This is a genomic window from Dactylosporangium sp. NPDC005555, from assembly GCF_040605635.1.
Lineage (GTDB): Bacteria > Actinomycetota > Actinomycetes > Mycobacteriales > Micromonosporaceae > Dactylosporangium.
The window spans coordinates 108,019-124,059 of record NZ_JBEXDG010000017.1 but is presented as its reverse complement, the minus strand read 5'-3'; the positions used below and the strand labels follow the sequence as shown (position 1 = coordinate 124,059).

Genomic DNA, 16,041 nt, shown 5'->3' with positions numbered 1-16,041 from the left:
CGGCCGACACCGACGCGTCGACCGTGACGCTGCCGGTGAGCGTAAGGACGGCGCGTTACACGCACGTCACGCCGATCATCGCCGCGTCGTTACACGTGCCTGACATCGACATCGCCCGTGCTGTGAACAGGGTGGTCTGTCAGGTCGCGCAGGTGCCGGACCGGCGAGCACACCAGGACGAGCGGGGCGGCGAGCGCGGCCGCGGCGAACAGCCACAGGGCCACCCGGCCGCCTCCGTCGACGACGTCCTCGCCCTGCTGACCGCGCCGGCTACAACGTGATCGCGGCTCGGCCGTCGGGGCGGCCGTCGGGGTCGAGGACCCAGTGCTCGTGGACGGTCGCCCGGTACATCCGGTAGATCCCGTCCCCGGCCACCTCTCCGGGCCTGACCCGCCGCCCGCCCTTGGGCAGCGCCGCTTCCCCGTACGCCGCCGCGACCGCCGCCACCGCCTCGCCCGTGACCTCCGCCGCGACGCCCCGCATGTACACCGCGAACGCCTCACCGACCCGGACGCTCGAGTCGTACACAACGAGACTCACCTCGGGTCGCACCGCCAGGTTCCGCGAATGCAACGTCTCCGGCGACGACATCCAGATCAGCTCGCGATACCCGCTCATCGTGTAGAACACCGGCGAAACCCACGGCCGCCCGCTCGCATCGGCGGTGCCCAGCACTACGTACCGGTTCCCGTCCAGCGCAACCCGGGCAGCTTCCTCGAACGCCACCATCCCCGCAGCGTATGCCACCCCCACCCACCCCACCCGCCACCAGACGTCCTCACGGACGCCGACGGGAAGACGCAGCATGACGTCAACCGGGAAACCCCGGCACCCTGCACGATGAAGGCGTCGACACCACCAACCTCGTCCTGGACGTCCGGGTGGAACCAGACCGTCGATGGAAGTGGAAGGACGAGGACGAACTCGCTTCCCGGATCAGGCGACCGCTCTACTTCGACCACGCTGAGGCGACCGCGATCACCGCCCGAACCGTGGTACTCCCCGGTCCAGTCATCGACATCGACCCATTTCCCATGATCCGGAAGACTTTGCGTCGCCAGAGAGGGTGGCGCATAATTAGCTACGTCGATGCGTCGAAGAGCCAGTCTGTCGACGAGAAAGCCGCAATCCGGACTTTCCTCTGCGACGACTGCCCGAAAGGTCCGCTTCGCGGCCTAGAACACGCGCCGGTAGAAGCTTGACAAGCCAGAATTCCGAATTACGCGCCACCCTCCAGAGCAGCACAAACTCTTCCGGATCATGAAGAACGGGGCGGGGCCGCAGGCCTCAGGAACGTAGCTGAGACATGCCCTTGATGCCGGGGTCCGGCCGGCCTTCGCGCCTTTGGCGACGACGTGCAGATCGGCGGTGTTCAACCCCGCGCGATGATCGAGACAACGCGGCAGCGCGGCCAAGGTGGCAGGGTCCGGCGGCACCGGGTGCGGCCATGGAGGCCGAACGGTCGACGGGCATGCACGCCGCCGAACAGCGAGGCACGGCACCGGGCGCGGCGCGCGGATCCGAATCGTCAGCAGCCGCCGCACCAGCCACGGTCCACACCGAGCGACAACGCCCTCGTGGACGCGGGCACGGGAAGCAGGCGCCCGACGCCGACAGGCAACAAGCACCGTGCGCGGCTTCGGGTCAGGCAGTGGCCGAGGACACGGCCTCAGTGCATCCAGGACCTCCGCGACCTCGCCTTCGCAGCGTCAAAACGGTCGGGACGGTCACTGAGTATGCGGGCCTTGGAAGAGCGAGGCACGGCACCGGGCGGCCGCTGCGGGGTCCGGGACGAAAGGACCCGCGCGGCGGCCGGCTTGCGGGGGTGGGGGTGAGGTCAGACGAGGCGGCGGATTTCGCCGTGGGCGCGGTAGAAGCCGCCGCGGCCGGCCTCGCGGATCTCGGGGACGACATAGCGGGCGTTGGGCTCGCGGATGCCCTTCGGGAACTGGACCTGCCAGTCGGAGTGGAAGCCGGGTGAGACGACGCGGATGCGCAGGCGGCCGCCCTCCTCGAAGCATTCGACGATGATGCCGCCGCTCGGGTCGGTGACGACCTCGACGGTGGTGGAGGGGGCGACGGCCTCCATGCGGGGGGCCTTCACGTCGACGTATTCGGGGACGACGCCCTGCTCGGCGTCGCGGACGGCCTGCTCGCCGGCGTCGATGCAGGCGAGCGAGCCGTCGGTGGTGACGATGTAGAGGCGCTCGTTGTGATACTGCATCGAGTAGGCGCTGCCGCAGCCGGTGCCGAGCTTCCACAGCCGGGTGCCGTCCGCCGCGAAGCAATACACCGAGGAGCTCGAATCGCCGGCGAAGACGTAGCGGCCGTCGGGGGCGGTGGCGCAGGAGTAGATGGTGTTGTCGCAGCGATAGGTGACGGCTGTCTGGCCGCTCTTGGTGAAGGACAGGACCTGGTTGGAGGACATGCCGGCATAGAGGGTGTCGCGCTCCTGCCAGCCGAAGAGGACGGCGCCGCGGGTCGGCTGGTTCCACAGCTCCTGGCCGGTGCGCCAGTCATAGCTGGTGACGCCCTTGCTGTGGCCGTGGTGCACGGCGTTGTCGTCGCAGCGGACCATCCAGCCGCTGGAGCCGTTGCCCTGGCGGCGCCACAGGAAGTCGTCCTCGTGGTCGATGCTGCAGACGCCGCCCTGGGCGTCGGCGACGCCGAGGACGCCGTCGTGGATGTCGAGCCAGTAGATGTCGATGTCGGGGGCGATGGAATAGGCCAGGCGCGGGATCTTGCCGGAGAGGTCATAGACGTTGCCGTCGTCGCAGCCGGCATAGAGCCAGTCGTCGTCGGCGACGATGCACTTGACGCCGTCGGGGAGCTTGAACTGGCGCTGGACCTCGGCGTCGTGGGAGAGGGTGGTGACGACGCCGGCCTCGTTGCCGACCATGCAGACGCGGTCGTCGACGAAGATGCCGAACGCGGACGAGCCCGACTTGTAGCGCCACAGGAGCGGGGCGGTCTTCGCGGTGGAGCGGGCGCTGACGATGACGCGGCGGGAGACGGAACGCTTGGCGCGCTGGCCGGCGACGGCCGGGGCGTAGCCCTTGCGGACCTTCTCACCGATCTTCTTCGCGGCCTCGGTGGTCGCCTTGGCGTTGTCGGGATAGTTGGTGGTCTTCAGCGTGCCGGAGTCGCCGATGCGCCCGTAACGGATCGACATCTCGGTGCCGTCCACGGTCACCTCATAGAACTTGTGGGCGCTCCCGCTGTCCTCGGACAGCTCGAGATAGGTCGTCTGGGGCATCGGTCACGGCCTTTCAAACACGAACCAACGAGGGGGCGCCGACAGCGTAGCGACGACCACCGACAAAAATTGAGGGGTGCTGCATCTGCGGGTCATCTCCCCACCGGACCGGACCGACGAGGTCGTGCGGATCATCGAGGCCGCGCCCGGCGCGACGAACCTGGTCGTGCTGCCCGGCGCCGCCCGCCAGCCCGGCGGCGACCTGGTGCTCTGCGACGTCGTCCGGGAGGCCGGCAACCCGGTCCTGTCGGCGCTGCGCAAGATCAAGATCCATGAGGAGGGCTCGATCGCCGTCGACCACGTCGAGGTGGCGCTGTCCAACGTGGCCGCCGCGGCCGCCGACGCCGCCCCCGGCCTGGCCGGCGACGCCGTGGTGTGGGACGAGATCGAGCAGAAGACCGGCGACGAGGCCGAGCTGTCCGGCACCTACCTGCTCATGTTCGCCATCGCCACGATCATCGCCGGTATCGGCGTCCTGCTCGACCAGCCGATCCTGATCGTCGGCGCGATGGTGGTCGGCCCCGAGTTCGGCCCCCTCGCCGCCCTGTGCGTCGGCATCATCCGCAGAAGACCGGCATTCGTCCGAAGAGCGGCGACCGCGCTGACCGTCGGATTCGCGACGGCCGTCCTGGCCACGGTCTGCACCACGTACCTGCTCGACCTCGCCGGACTCGTCGACAGGGACATGCTCCTGCGCGACCGTCCCCTCACCGACTTCATCTGGCGCCCCGACGCCATGTCCTGGGTCGTCGGCTTCCTCGCCGGCGTCGCGGGGATGCTGTCGCTGACGTCGGCGAAGGCCGGACCGCTGATCGGCGTGCTCATCTCGGTGACGACCGTGCCGGCCGCGGCCAACGTCGCCGTGGCCCTCGCGTACCGGGTCCCCCACGAGGCGGCGGGCTCCGCGGTCCAGCTGATGCTCAACCTCGCCGCGATCATCACCGCGGGCGTCCTCACACTGTTGGCTCAGCGATGGTTCTGGAGCAGGAAGGCAAAGGCGTGACCGATCTGCGAGAGGCCCTCGACCGGCTCCTGGAGGCGGTTCCGCCGAAACGGCTCGCCGAGTCGGTCCAGCGGCTCATCACCGACTACCGCAGCGGCCGCCCCGCCGACGAGCCGCTGCTGCGCAACATGGTCGACGCGACCGCGTACGCCGCCTACCGCATGCCGGCCACCCACGCCGCCGTCGCCGCGGTGCTACGACAAATCAGCATAAGTCCGGAGAGTGTCCTCGACGTCGGCGGCGGATCAGGCGCGGCGACCTGGGCGGCCCTCGCCGAGTTCCCGACGATCGGGACGGCCACGGTCCTCGACCAGGTCACCGAGGCGCTCAAGCTCGGCAGCCGCATGCTCCCGACCGCGCAATGGCAGGAGTGGCACCTCGGTGAGCCACTCTCCCCCGCCGACCTGATCATGGTGTCGTACGTCCTGGGCGAGCTGACCGAGGAAGCGCAGCACCAGCTCGTCGACGACGCCTCCGCCACAGCCCGCCAGGCCGTGGTCATCGTCGAACCGGGCACTCCCCTGGGGTACCAGCGGATCCTCGACGCAAGGCAACGCCTCATCGCGGCAGGCTGGACCGTCGCGGCGCCGTGCCCGCACCAGCAGCAGTGCGGGATGACCGGCAAGGACTGGTGCCACTTCAGCGCCCGCGTCAACCGCTCCGCCCTGCACCGCAGGCTCAAGGACGCCGAACTCGGCTACGAGGACGAGAAGTTCTCCTACGTCGCCGTCACCAGGCAGGCGCAGGGGACCAGGGGCCGCGTCGTCAGGCACCCGGCGTTCCGCAAGGGGCTCGTCACGCTGCAGGTCTGCGACCAGGACACCACCGTCGGCCCGAAACTGGTGTCCAAGCGGGAGGGTCCCACCTACAAGGCCGCCCGCGACGCCGAATGGGGCGACCCCTGGCCGGTCCTGATCGGGCACCGGCGCGGAACGCCGGAGGCCCGGCCGCTGGAGGATCAGCGGCCGGGCCTGCGGGGCGTTGCGGGTCAGGTCTGGTCGGCCGCGAAGGAGGCGACCCAGGACAGCGAGGAGTTCCAGTTGATGGTCAGCTCGTTCGTCGACCACGACTTGATGTCGTCGATGTAGCACAGCTGCGGCTTGCAGTCCTTCAGCGCCGCCGAGGCGACCTCGTCCTGCAGCGAGGAGTTCGGTCCACCGGCGAGCGTGCCGCGCGGCGGGTTGGGCAGCTTCGGGTCGAGCTGGTTGGCGTACCAGCGGCTGTGCTGGTTCTTCGACGCCTTCTCGCCGTAGCCGGTCACGTAGGACTGGTTGAGCGCGTTACGGCCGAAGATGTAGTCCATGCCGGTCAGCACGCCGTCGCGGTACTTCGCCTCACCGGTGAGGTCGAACGCGGTGCCGACGACGGCGAGGTTGTTGAGCATCTGGCTGTTGGACGCCCAGTCGTAGCCGCCGTTGGGCGCGTACGCCTGGCCGTACGCCTGCGAGGCGATCGTGGCGAGGTGCTTGTCGGCGCCCGCGATGACGCTCGCGCGGACCCGCTCCCGGTCGGGCAGCTTGTTGTCGACGGTGGCCAGGTCGAGCCGGCCGAGCGCGCCGACGGCACGCCAGTCGAAGGCGTTGGCGAACACGTCGTTCTTGTGCACCGGCGAGGCGGTGACGAAGTCGCTGAACTTCTTCTCGCCGGTGGTGATGTACAGCTCGGACGCGGCCCAGTAGAACTCGTCGTCGACGTCGGTGTCGCCGTACGCGCCGCCGCCGGTCGAGTCCGAGTCGGGAGCGTACATCTTCGGGTTCGCCTGCGCGGCGGTGAACGCCGAGCGCGCCACGCCGAGCAGCTTCGCCGAGTACTCGGCGTCATAGGCCTTGAACACCCGGGCGCCCTGCGCGGCCGCGGCGGCCAGGTTGAGGGTCGCGGCGGTCGACGGCGGCTTGAGCACCCGCGGCTGGGTGTCGGCGGCCGGGTCGGTCGGCAGCCCGGTCCAGGCGACGTCCTGGACCTTGTGGTGCGCCATGCCGGCCAGCTGCTGCCCGGCCGGGACCTGCATCTTCATGAGGAAGTCGAGCTCCCAGCGGGCCTCGTCGAGCACGTCGGGGGTCTTCCCGCCGGCCTCGGGGTTGCGCAGGGCGCGCGCCTCGGACGCCTTCGGGGAGCGCTCGTAGAGGCTCATCAGCTGCGCGACGGAGATGCCGCCGTTGACGACGTACTTGCCGTGGTCGCCGGCGTCGTACCAGCCGCCGGTCACGTCGAGCGAGTAGTCGCAGCTGCCGGGCGCGCACGGGACCTTGGTGTCGCCGCCGTTCGGGGTCTCGGCGGTGTGGCCCGCGGCGCGGCCGTAGCCGGGCGCGATCTTGTTGTCGATCGCGATGCCGCTGCGCTGCGGGTAGTAGAACGACATCGCGTCGACCGCGAGCGCCCGGTAGGCCTTCGGGTCCAGGTCGAACGGCAGGCTGGCCTTGCCGTCGACCTCCAGGGTGTACGTGCTGCCAGTAGCCTTGTAGTCGCTGAAGTCGACGGTGTGCGTGCCCTGGCCGGAGCTGGGGTCCATACCGTTCGGGGTGCTCTCGCCGGAGGCGACGACGGCGCCGGCCTTGTCCTTGAGCTGCCACGGCAGCGGGGTGGTCGAGTCGCTGATCACGGTGGCCCGCTTGGGGCCGTCCGGCAGGTAGCCGACCTGGTTGACCCGCACCGGGGTGTCCGGGATCTGGTCCGGGGTGGCGGGGAACGCGTAGGCGGCGTCGCCGCCGGCGGATCCGACGCCCGGCAGGCCGCCGTCCCTTGCGGCGAACGCGATCGGCAGGGCGACGGCGGGGACCGCCACGATCGCCGCGACGGCAGCGAGTTTGGCCTTGTTGGACAGGTTCGGCAGGCGCACCGGCTCTCCTTCTCGGTCGTTGGTTGCTAGGCACACGCCGCCGTCATCCCGAGGGGAGAAATGGGGTGATCGACGGCGTGTCCGGGCGAACCTACAGACCGACTTGTCGGGAGAACCGGACAAAACGGCGGAGGTGTGGCCTGGGTCACACTGCCTTGCTCCGGTTGGCACATTTGCTCGTACAGACGGATGAGACGTTTTGCGGAGGACCAGCTCAGAGGCTGTACAAGCCGTGTATACACACTAGGTATACACATGGTGTAGAGTCGCCGCCATGTCCATCGGTCAAGCGTTTCTGGGGCTGCTCGAGTCCCAGCCCCGCCACGGTTACGACCTGAAGCGGGCCTACGACGAGCGGTTCGGCAGCGACCGCCCCCTCGCCTACGGCCAGGTCTACTCGACCCTGTCCCGGCTGCTGAAGCACGGCCTGGTCACCGTCGACGGCGTCGAGCCCGGCGAGGGCCCCGACCGCAAGCGGTACGCGATCACCGCGGCCGGCGTCGCCGACGTCGATCAGTGGCTGGCCCAGCCGGAGAAGCCCGAGCCGTACCTGCAGAACACCCTCTACACGAAGGTGGTCCTGGCGCTGCTCACCGGACGGCCCGCGGCGGAGCTTCTGGACACCCAGCGGTCCGAGCACCTGCGGCTCATGCGCGAGCTGACCCGCCGCAAGACCGGCGGCGACCTCGCCGACCAGCTGATCTGCGACCACGCCCTCTTCCACCTCGAGGCGGACCTGCGCTGGCTGGAGCTCACCGCCGCGCGCCTCGACGAGCTCGCCGGGAAGGTGCGCGCATGAGCGGCTCCTCCGCTCCGCTCCGGGCCGCGCATCAGCGACGCGGTTCCGACTCAGGCCGGCGCCGCGGCGAGGCGGAGGTGGCGGCATGAGCACACCGCTGCTGGCGGCGATCGAGCTGACCAAGTCGTTCGGGTCCACCCAGGCGCTGTCCGGCGCCTCCATGTCGATCGCCGCGGGCGAGGTCGTCGCCGTGATGGGGCCGTCCGGCTCCGGCAAGTCGACGCTGCTGCACTGCCTCGCCGGGATCGTCCGCCCCGACGGCGGCAAGGTCGTCTACCGCGACCAGGAGATGTCGGCCATGTCCGACGCCCGGCGCAGCGCGCTGCGGCGCGGCGAGTTCGGGTTCGTGTTCCAGTTCGGCCAGCTCGTGCCGGAGCTCACCTGCCTGGAGAACGTGGCACTGCCGCTGCGCCTCGACGGGCACCGGCGGCGCGACGCCCAGCGGCGGGCGGCCGAGTGGCTGGAGCGCTTGGAGATCACCGACGTCGCCGACAAGCGGCCCGGTGAGGTCTCCGGCGGTCAGGGCCAGCGGGTCGCGGTCGCGCGCGCCCTGGTCACCGGCGCCCGGGTGGTGTTCGCCGACGAGCCGACCGGCGCCCTGGACTCCCTCAACGGCGAGCGGGTCATGCGCCTGTTCACCGAGGCCGCCCGCGACAGCGGCGCGGCGGTGGTCCTGGTCACGCACGAGCCGCGCGTCGCCGCGTACGCCGACCGCGAGATCGTGGTCCGCGACGGCAAGGCCCTCGACCTTGCCAGGCACCGATGAGCGGCCAGCGCAGCGGCTCGGGCCGACGCCGGAGCGTAGCGGAGGTGGCGGCGTGAGCGCGCCCACGAAGGTCGCCGGCGGTCAGCGGCATGCCCCGCCCGGCACCGGGCGGTTGCGGCGGTGGGCGGCGGAGGTCGGGCTGGGCGCCCGGCTGGCGCTCACCGGCGGGCGCGAGGGCCTGCTGCGCACCGCCCTGACCGCCGTCGGGGTCGGCCTCGGCGTCGCCGTGCTGCTGCTGTCCGTCTCCGTGCCCACGATGATGGCCGCGCGCAGCGACCGCAACGACGCCCGCGACGACAACCGCTACAGTGCTGATCCCGTCACACCCGGTGACACCACCGTGCTGACGTTGAACATCAGCACGCCGTACCGCGGCAAGGGCGTCCGCGGCCGCCTCGTGCGCCCCGACGGCGCCCACCCGGTCCTCCCACCGGGCGTGACGGCCGTGCCCGCGCCCGGCACGATGCTCGTGTCCCCCGCGCTGCGGGACCTGCTCGCCTCCGACGAGGGCGCGCTGCTGCGCGACCGGATGCCCGGCAAGGTCGCCGGCACCATCGGCAAGGCCGGTCTCTCGGGCCCGGCCGAGCTGGTGTACTACGCGGTCCGCGGCGACCTCGAGCTCGGCCAGCCCAATGTGCAGCGGCTCGACGGCTACGGCAGCCAGAGCCCGGACAACCCGCTCGACCCGTTCCTGCTCATGCTCGTCGTCGTCATCTTCGTGGTCCTGCTGATGCCGGTCGCGATGTTCGTCGCCGCGGCGACCCGCTTCGGCGGCGAGCAGCGCGACCGGCGCCTCGCCGCGGTCCGCCTCGTCGGCGCCGACAGCGGCATGACCCGCCGGATCGCGTCCGGTGAGGCCGTCGTCAGCGCCGTCCTCGGCCTCGCCGCCGGCGCCGTGTTCTTCCTCGCCGGCCGCCAGGTCGTCGAGTACTTCACGGTCGCGGACCTCAGCGTGTACGGCGCCGACGTACGGCCACCGCTGCCGCTGCTCGTGCTGCTGATCGTCGCCGTGCCCGCCGCCGCCCTGGCGATGAGCCTCGTCGCGCTGCGCCGGGTCGTCGTCGAGCCGCTCGGCGTCGTGCGCCGCGCCGCCGCCCGCACCCACCGGCGACTGTGGTGGCGGCTGCTCACCCCGGTCGCCGGGGTCGCGCTGCTCGCCCCCCTCACCGGGCGCCGCGGCGAGTTCAACCCGTGGCAGGCCGTCGGCGGCGTGTCGCTCGTGCTGCTCGGCGTCGCGCTGCTGCTGCCGTGGGTGTTCGACCGGCTCGTCGGCCGGCTCGGCGCCGGCGGGAGCCTCGCCTGGCAGATGGCCGTGCGCCGCCTGCAGCTGTCCGGCGGCAGCTCCGTGCGGGCCGTCGGCGCGATCGCGGTCGCCGCCGCGGGCACGATCGCGCTGCAGATGCTTTTCGCCGCCGCTTCGGCCGGATACACCGGGGACACCGGCCAGGACCCGGCCCGCGCACAGGCCGTCACGACCGTCTCCCTGTCGTCGCTGGCCACCGTCGCCGACGGCGCCGGGCTCGACGCCCGCCTGCTGGCCGGAGGGGTGACGGCGGTCAGCACGTACCGGCACGACATCGCCCACTTCGGCGAGGACGGCTTCGCGCTGGTCTCCATCGGCGACTGCGCGGTGCTGCGCGAGCTCGCCGCGCTCGACTCGTGCGCCGACGGTGACGTGTTCGTGCTCGACCAGCCGGACCTCGCCGGCCGGACCGTCACGATGGGCGACCCGGCCCTCGACGCGCCCCATCCGCAGTGGACGGTCCCGACGACGGCGCGGCAGGTCACGCCGCGGCGCGACCCGTACGGGCAGACCACCACCGGGCTGCTCGTCACCACGTCCGCCGCTCCGCCGGTCCGGGCCGAACCGTCGTACGTCTCCTTCGTCCGCCTCTCCCCCGGCGACCCGGACGCCGGGGAGCGGCTGCGCAACGCCGCCATGGCGATCAGCCCGACGATGGACGTGACCGTGCTGCGGACCCGAGCGTCCGACAACACGTTCGCGGGCATCCGGCGGGGGCTCTTCGCGGGCGCGACGGTCACGCTGCTGCTGGTCGGGCTGAGCCTGCTCGTCGGCACCATCGAGCAGCTGCGCGAGCGGCGGCGCACCCTGGCCGCGCTGGTCGCGTTCGGCGCCCGGCGCTCGACGATCGGCTGGTCGATCCTGTGGCAGACGCTGATACCCGTGGTCCTCGGGCTGCTCCTGGCGACCGCGCTCGGCCTCGGCCTCGGCGGGCTGCTCCTGGCGACCGTCGACGTGCCGTTCGCCGCGGACCCGGCCGGCATCGCCATCGTGTGCGGCATCGCCGGCGGGGTGGTCCTGCTCGTCACCGCCGCCAGCCTGCCGGCGCTGTGGCGGCTGATGCGCCCCGACGGGCTGCGCTTCGAGTAGCGGCGATTTTCTGTCGTACCCGGGGGTTACCGTCCCGGGCATGGAACTGCGGCAGTGGTGGGAGCTCATCGAGTCGGCGCGCACGGCGTGCGGGCCGCCGGCCGGGGACCGCGACCAGGCCGGCGACCCGCTGCCGGGCGCGGTCCTGGACCGGGTCGCGGCGCTGCCGCCGCAGGACATCATCGCGTTCGGCCGGCGGTTCTCGGCCGTGTTCGACTCGGCATATCTGGCGCCGCTGTGGGCCGCCGCCTATCTCATCGAGGGCGGCTGCGGCGACGACGGCTTCATGGACTTCCGGGCCGGGCTGATGCTGCAGGGCCGGGCCGTGTTCGAGGCCGCCGCCGCCGACCCTGACTCCCTCGCGGACGTGCCGGTGGTGCGGCGGATGGCGGCCACGGGCAAGGGCTGGCTCGGCTGCGAGGAGATGCTGCATGTCGCAAGGACCGCCTACAAGCGCCGCACCGGCGACCCGGCCGGCTATGACGCGGCGTTCGCCGGCCCCGCCGAGCGCCCGTCCCCGGCCCGCGGCGACCGCTGGGACGTCGACGACGACGCCGAGCAGCACCGCCGGCTCCCCCGCCTCGCCGCCCTGTTCCTGCCATGACCACGACGGTGCATGATCGTGCGATGGCGATCTGTGAGCTGCTGCTCGACGCCGGGGTCGCGGCGCAACACGGCCGGATCAGGCTGTCGGTGACCGGCGTCCCCTCGACCCCGGACCTGGAGAGCGGACCGCACGATGTCGCGGTGCAGGACCGGGACGCCAGGCCGCCCGGCGCCGTGTCCGGCGCGGGGACGATCCTGGTCGCGACGTGGGCGGACGACCGCGGCCCGGTGGCCGTGCAGGTGTATGACGGCAGGCCCGACCTGACCGGGTGGACGCTCGTGCACACGGCCGAGCTGCTGGTCGGCACCGACGGGATCGACGTGGGCACGACGGACGGCGCGGTCGACCACTGGGTGCCGGCACCGGAGGGCCCGACGACGATCGAGGTGTGGGTCCACGACCCCGCGGACCGGGGCGAGGTCACCTTCGTCCTGTCCCCGTGACCACCGTGCGCTGGATGCGGTCCCTCGCGGCGCCGGAGGACATCGGGGCCCTCGTGGCGGCGCGGTGCGGGCTGACGGTCACCGGATGCGAGCTGGTCCGCTCACTGACGAACGACGTCTACAGGGTCCGCGCGACCGGCGGCGACGTCGCGTGCAAGGTGTATGGCGCCGGGCGGTGGAGCGTCTCGGAGGTCGCCTGGGAGCAGGACCTCGCCGCGCACCTGGCGGCACACGGGGTCACCGCGGCGACACCCGTCCCGCTCGACGACGCCGTCCACGGCACCGCCCTCGGCGGCACCGCGGTCCGCGACACCACCGTCCACGGCACGGCCGTCCACGACACCACCGTCCATGGCAAAGCCGGCCGCGGCAAAGCCGGCCGCGGCACGCTCGTCGGCACCATCGATGCGCCGGAAGGCATCCGGCCCTTCACCGTCACCGCGTGGGCCACCAGCGCCAAGCCGAGGCCGCCCTGGTCCGATGCGCTGTTCCACCGCTACGGCGCCGCGCTGGCCCGGTTCCACCTCGCCGCGGACAGCTTCGTCAGCGACCATCCGGCCAGGACCGGGGATCCGCTGTCCACATTGGACCAGTCGCTGCGATGGATCGGTGATCCGATGGTGCACGAGGTCGCGGCCGCGGCCCGCCCGTTCCTGACCGGCGTCGTCGACATCGGGGTGCGGCACGGGGACGCGAGCCTCGACAACATCCAGGTCACCGACGGCGGAGTGCTGCTCTGGCACGACTTCGACCTGGCCGGCGTCGGGCCGCGGGCGGCTGACCTGACCGGGGCGCACGGCGGAGCGCACTGGGACACGGTGCTCGACGGGTATACGACGCTGCGGCCGATCGACACGGGTGGGATCGTCGCGCTGCGGGTGGTGGAGCTGGTCCGCAACATCGCGTGGCACCTGCGGGACAAGGTGGCCATGCGGGGCACGGAGTCGGTGGGTGAGGGGTGGGTCGACCGCGAGCTGGAGAGCCTGCGCGAGCTGCGGGACCGGCTGTAGGCGACGGCATGCCCCGCCGCCGCCCACAGCCGGTCAGCCGGTCACCCGACGGCGCAGCTCGTGCCGTTGAGGGTGAACGCCACCGGCTTCGTGTTCGTGGCGTTGTTCCAGGAGGCGATGAAGCCGAATTCGACGCTGCCGCCGTTGGCGCCGATCGTCTTGGTGTAGTCGGCGTTGGTGACGGTCACGCTCGCGCCGGTCTGGGCGTTGACGCCGCCCCAGATCTGGCTGATGACCTGGCCGTTGGCGTATGTCCACTTGAGACTCCAGCCGTTGACCGGGGTGGCCGAACGGTTGGTGATCTTCACCGCGCCCTGGAAGGCGCCTCCCCACTGGCCGGTGACCGAGTAGGCCACGGTGCAGGCCGCCGAGGACGACCCCGACGCCGACGGGGACGCCGACGGGGACGCCGACGGGGAGACGGACCGTGAGGGCGACACCGAGACCGACGGCGAGGCCGAGCGGGACTGGGACGCCGACGGGGACGCGGAGAACGACGTCGGCGGGGCGCCGGTCCGGTCGCCGTAGATGATGCCGCGCCCGTTGGTGCCGAGGTAGACCCGGCCGTAGATGCGCGGGTCACCGGTGATGGTGTCGCCGATGTTGCCGTACTGGTGCTGGTCGTCGTTGATCCGCAGCCAGGAGGCGGCGGAGTCGTCCGAGCGGTACACGCCCTTCTTGCCGTCGACCTGGGCCACCGCGAACACGGCCAGGTTCGGCCGGCCCGGCGCGCCCTTGCCGAAGCCCACCGCGTTCGCCGCCTGCACCGTGGCGACCTTGGCGAACGTGATGCCGCCGTCGGTCGACCGGAAAAGCCCCGAGGTGCCGCCGGCCAGCCAGATCTCACCGGCCACGCCGGGCACGGCCTTGAAGGTCGCGGTCGCCGGCAGGCCTGTCGCCGCGGCGGTGAACGTGGCGCCGCCGTTGGTGCTGCGGTAGAAGGTACCGGCGGAGAACCCGTAGAACGTGTTCGGGTTGACCCGGTCGGACTCGACGACCGCGTTCTGCGGCAGGCCCGACGCCTGGGTCCACGTGTTGCCGTAGCCGACGGTGTACACCGGCGCGCTGTTCTTCGGCGCCCACACGAACCTGGCGCCGTCGGCCGCGGCGGCGATCGTGCCGCCCTCGTTGATGCCGCCGGGCTCGCTGCCCTGGAACCAGTTCGCGCCGCCGTCGGTGGAGAACGCGGCGTGGCTGTCGTTCGGGCGGTCACTGTCGGCGAAGTTGCCGGCGCGGACCATGACACTCGGGTTGAGCTCGGCGTAGTCGAGGCTGGTGGTGCTGGTGAAGTACGGCTGCTGGAACATCATCGGCGGCACCGCGTCGAGGTTGGCGTGCCGGAAGCCGCCGATGTCGCCGAGGCCGGAGACCAGGGGCGCGCCGGTCGGCGGGCTGATGAGGTCCAGGACCGCGGTCTCCTCCAGGCCCGCGGCCATCGGCTTGATCGTGATCTGGCCGCCGGTGTCCCACGTCTTGAGGTCGGTGCTGCCGTAGATGGTGGCGCCGGTGCCGTACATGAACCGGTTGGAGTTGAAGGGGTCGATCTCCATCGACTCGGTCATCCAGCCCAGCTTCGGCGACACCTCCGGCGGCTGCGGGTTCGCGCCGAGGGACAGCCACGGCGAGCGGCTGACGTCCATCTTGTAGCGGAAGCTGCGGTTGGGGTAGCTCGTGAAGTCCCAGATCCGCGTCCAGGTGGCGCCGGCGTCGGTACTGCGGAAGAAGATCACGTCCGGCCACCACGAGATCTGGGTGGCGACCATGATGGTGTTCGGGTTCTGCCGGTCGATCGTGAGGCCGCTGTAGCCGAAGTAGTCGTCGGCGCTGCTGGACGGCACCGGGCTGATGGAGGTCCACACGCCGGTCGCGGTGTTGTACTTCCACACGTCGCCCTTGCCGCCGTCGTACGGGCCGCCGGTGTCGCTGGTCGCGATGTACAGGTTGCCGCCGGCGGTGTCCAGGACGCCCTTGTGCGACAGGTACCCGGTCGGCTGCCCCGCGACCCGTTCCCAGGTGGTGCCGCCGTTGGTGGTGCGGTAGACGGTGTTCTGCTTGTCGGCGACACCCACGTAGATGATCTGCGTGGTGTTGCCGGCGGTGCCGGACCGCTTGTCGAACGTGACCCAGGTGACGCCCTGGTTGTCGGTCAGGTAACCGTTGGGGTCGGCCGGGTCCTGGGCGTAGTTGCCCGGGTTCGGGAAGGCGGTGACCTTCGCCCAGGTGACGCCGGAGTCGGTACTGCGCCACAACCCGTTCCCGCTCGGCGCGCCGAGGTACAGGATCGAGTTCCTGTTCGGGTCGATGGCGAGGCGCTCGCCCATGCCGCGGCCCGGCATGTTGCCGCCGAGTTTGAACGGCAGCGGGCTGGTCTGCCAGGTGGCGCCCTTGTCCGACGAGCGCAGGACCGCGCCGTTGTTGGGGTCCCAGCTGTTGGTGTACATGCCGGCGGCCACGTACACCTTGTTGGGGTCGACCTCGTCGGTGGCGAGACTGACGACGCCGTTGTAGCCCCAGTTGTCCTGGCCGACCCAGTCCAGCAGCGGGATCCACCGGTTCGTGGCGGCGTCGAGACGGTAGGCGCCGCCGATGTCGGTGCGCGCGTAGACCAGGTTCTGCTGCTTCTGGTTGAAGATGATGCCCGGCACGAAGCCGCCGCCCTCGATCTGCACGTTCTTGAGCGTGTACGGGTCCGCGGCCGCGGCCTGCGCGGGGCTGGTGGCGGTCTGCACGACGACGCCGACGGCGACGACCGTCACCGCCCCCGCCAGCCCGGCGACGAGCCCTCTCAGCTTGGTTCGCATGGGCCGCATGGTGTGAGCGCTCACTGTCCCGGGTCAACGAACGGACAGTCCCGGTCCAGGTCACGGTCCCGCGACGCATGAAACTCTCACCGGACCGGCGACCGCCGTGACCCGGCCGGGTTACGGCG

At 71.4% G+C, this 16,041-nt stretch carries 13 protein-coding genes; 9 read left to right on the top strand and 4 right to left on the bottom strand.

Features of this window, described 5'->3' with window-relative positions:
* The first annotated feature begins 23 nt into the window (after positions 1-23).
* Complete coding sequence (locus ABZS58_RS21165; RefSeq protein ID WP_354783889.1) at positions 24-281, top strand: hypothetical protein; 258 nt, start codon at positions 24-26, stop codon at positions 279-281.
* Here ABZS58_RS21165 and ABZS58_RS21160 read toward each other — a convergent pair.
* Together ABZS58_RS21160 and ABZS58_RS21155 are read right to left on the bottom strand one after the other, a co-directional pair.
* Positions 271-729, bottom strand: coding sequence for a pyridoxamine 5'-phosphate oxidase family protein (locus ABZS58_RS21160; RefSeq protein WP_354783887.1), 459 nt, complete (start codon positions 727-729; stop codon positions 271-273). The two genes, ABZS58_RS21165 and ABZS58_RS21160, sit on opposite strands and share 11 nt — an antisense overlap.
* A 1,108-nt stretch (positions 730-1,837) precedes the next feature.
* On the bottom strand, positions 1,838-3,256 hold the full coding sequence (locus ABZS58_RS21155) for a WGR domain-containing protein (RefSeq protein ID WP_354783885.1): 1,419 nt from the start codon (positions 3,254-3,256) through the stop codon (positions 1,838-1,840).
* A 76-nt stretch (positions 3,257-3,332) separates the two neighbouring features.
* Between ABZS58_RS21155 and ABZS58_RS21150 the strand changes: the two genes are divergently transcribed.
* Positions 3,333-4,259 carry a DUF389 domain-containing protein gene (locus ABZS58_RS21150; RefSeq protein ID WP_354783883.1) on the top strand — a complete coding sequence of 309 codons (927 nt, stop codon included), beginning with the start codon at positions 3,333-3,335 and terminating at the stop codon, positions 4,257-4,259.
* Complete coding sequence (locus tag ABZS58_RS21145) at positions 4,256-5,347, top strand: small ribosomal subunit Rsm22 family protein (RefSeq protein ID WP_354783881.1); 1,092 nt, start codon at positions 4,256-4,258, stop codon at positions 5,345-5,347. Before ABZS58_RS21150 ends, ABZS58_RS21145 begins: the two co-directional genes overlap by 4 nt.
* Here the strand turns inward: ABZS58_RS21145 and ABZS58_RS21140 are convergent.
* Positions 5,248-7,095 (bottom strand): glycoside hydrolase family 9 protein, encoded by a 1,848-nt coding sequence (locus ABZS58_RS21140; RefSeq protein ID WP_354783879.1) that lies wholly within the window; start codon positions 7,093-7,095, stop codon positions 5,248-5,250. The genes ABZS58_RS21145 and ABZS58_RS21140 overlap by 100 nt on opposite strands.
* Positions 7,096-7,369: 274 nt before the next feature.
* Here ABZS58_RS21140 and ABZS58_RS21135 point away from each other — a divergent pair, with 274 nt between their 5' ends.
* From ABZS58_RS21135 to ABZS58_RS21110, 6 genes are all read left to right on the top strand, one after another.
* Positions 7,370-7,894: a PadR family transcriptional regulator gene (locus tag ABZS58_RS21135; protein ID WP_354783878.1), complete on the top strand. Its 525-nt coding sequence runs from the start codon at positions 7,370-7,372 to the stop codon at positions 7,892-7,894.
* 85 nt (positions 7,895-7,979) lie between these two features.
* On the top strand, positions 7,980-8,660 hold the full coding sequence (locus tag ABZS58_RS21130; protein ID WP_354783876.1) for an ABC transporter ATP-binding protein: 681 nt from the start codon (positions 7,980-7,982) through the stop codon (positions 8,658-8,660).
* A 52-nt stretch (positions 8,661-8,712) separates the two neighbouring features.
* Positions 8,713-11,052: an FtsX-like permease family protein gene (locus ABZS58_RS21125; protein WP_354783874.1), complete on the top strand. Its 2,340-nt coding sequence runs from the start codon at positions 8,713-8,715 to the stop codon at positions 11,050-11,052.
* 40 nt (positions 11,053-11,092) lie between these two features.
* Positions 11,093-11,656: a DUF4240 domain-containing protein gene (locus tag ABZS58_RS21120; RefSeq protein WP_354783872.1), complete on the top strand. Its 564-nt coding sequence runs from the start codon at positions 11,093-11,095 to the stop codon at positions 11,654-11,656.
* Positions 11,657-11,679: 23 nt separating this feature from the next.
* Positions 11,680-12,102, top strand: a complete 423-nt coding sequence (locus ABZS58_RS21115; RefSeq protein ID WP_354783870.1) for a hypothetical protein — start codon at positions 11,680-11,682, stop codon at positions 12,100-12,102.
* Positions 12,099-13,112: a phosphotransferase gene (locus tag ABZS58_RS21110; RefSeq protein ID WP_354783868.1), complete on the top strand. Its 1,014-nt coding sequence runs from the start codon at positions 12,099-12,101 to the stop codon at positions 13,110-13,112. Before ABZS58_RS21115 ends, ABZS58_RS21110 begins: the two co-directional genes overlap by 4 nt.
* A 41-nt stretch (positions 13,113-13,153) precedes the next feature.
* Here ABZS58_RS21110 and ABZS58_RS21105 read toward each other — a convergent pair whose 3' ends face one another.
* Positions 13,154-15,913 (bottom strand): cellulose binding domain-containing protein, encoded by a 2,760-nt coding sequence (locus tag ABZS58_RS21105; RefSeq protein ID WP_354783866.1) that lies wholly within the window; start codon positions 15,911-15,913, stop codon positions 13,154-13,156.
* Between the last annotated feature and the right edge of the window lie 128 nt (positions 15,914-16,041).

Bases quoted from the DNA above. Each gene is read 5' to 3' on its own strand.
- ABZS58_RS21115 (WP_354783870.1), top strand. From the start codon at position 11,680: ATGGCGATCTGTGAGCTGCTGCTCGACGCCGGGGTCGCGGCGCAACAC.
- ABZS58_RS21105 (WP_354783866.1), bottom strand. From the start codon at position 15,913: ATGCGAACCAAGCTGAGAGGGCTCGTCGCCGGGCTGGCGGGGGCGGTG.
- ABZS58_RS21130 (WP_354783876.1), top strand. From the start codon at position 7,980: ATGAGCACACCGCTGCTGGCGGCGATCGAGCTGACCAAGTCGTTCGGG.
- ABZS58_RS21135 (WP_354783878.1), top strand. From the start codon at position 7,370: ATGTCCATCGGTCAAGCGTTTCTGGGGCTGCTCGAGTCCCAGCCCCGC.
- ABZS58_RS21155 (WP_354783885.1), bottom strand. From the start codon at position 3,256: ATGCCCCAGACGACCTATCTCGAGCTGTCCGAGGACAGCGGGAGCGCC.
- ABZS58_RS21120 (WP_354783872.1), top strand. From the start codon at position 11,093: ATGGAACTGCGGCAGTGGTGGGAGCTCATCGAGTCGGCGCGCACGGCG.
- ABZS58_RS21160 (WP_354783887.1), bottom strand. From the start codon at position 729: ATGGTGGCGTTCGAGGAAGCTGCCCGGGTTGCGCTGGACGGGAACCGG.